This is a genomic window from Burkholderia sp. KCJ3K979 (assembly GCF_016759955.1).
Lineage (GTDB): Bacteria > Pseudomonadota > Gammaproteobacteria > Burkholderiales > Burkholderiaceae > Burkholderia > Burkholderia orbicola.
The window spans coordinates 1-463 of record NZ_JACFYV010000472.1 but is presented as its reverse complement, the minus strand read 5'-3'; the positions used below and the strand labels follow the sequence as shown (position 1 = coordinate 463).

General features: G+C 49.5%; 1 protein-coding gene. It reads right to left on the bottom strand.

Annotated elements, in window-relative coordinates; genetic code table 11:
- Positions 1-412, bottom strand: a 412-nt coding sequence (locus tag H3O04_RS35690; RefSeq protein WP_272929927.1) for an aromatic amino acid transport family protein, incomplete at its 3' end; no start/stop codon positions are given.
- Positions 413-463: the final 51 nt, after the last annotated feature.

The window sequence follows — 463 nt, the reverse complement described above, 5'->3', positions numbered from 1 at the left end:
GATTCAGCGGTGCAAAGCCGAGCTGGTTTTCCCAGAACGTCATAAAGGTATTGGTAATAGTAACGCCATAAATCCACAGCAGTGGGCAAATCGCGAAGAAGTACAGGAACGTGATAACCACGCCGCCAGTTTTACCAAAATGCTCTTCCACCGTTTCCGTAATGTTGCCGGAAGGGTTAGAGCCAGAAAGGCACAGACGCGCCAGCGCCCGGTGGCAATAAAATGCGATGGGGTATGCCAATACCAACATCAGAAGAATCGGGATCAGTCCGCCAAAACCTGCGCGGATAGGGAAGAACAGCACCCCGGCGCCGATTGCCGTACCAAACAAGCCTAACGTCCATGTGGTATCTGATTTACGCCAGGACGATTGTTTTGTCTGGCTGGATACAATGCTATCTGAAGTACTCATATCCTATCCTCAACGAATTAATTAAGCGTCAACGAAACCGGTGATTTGAGA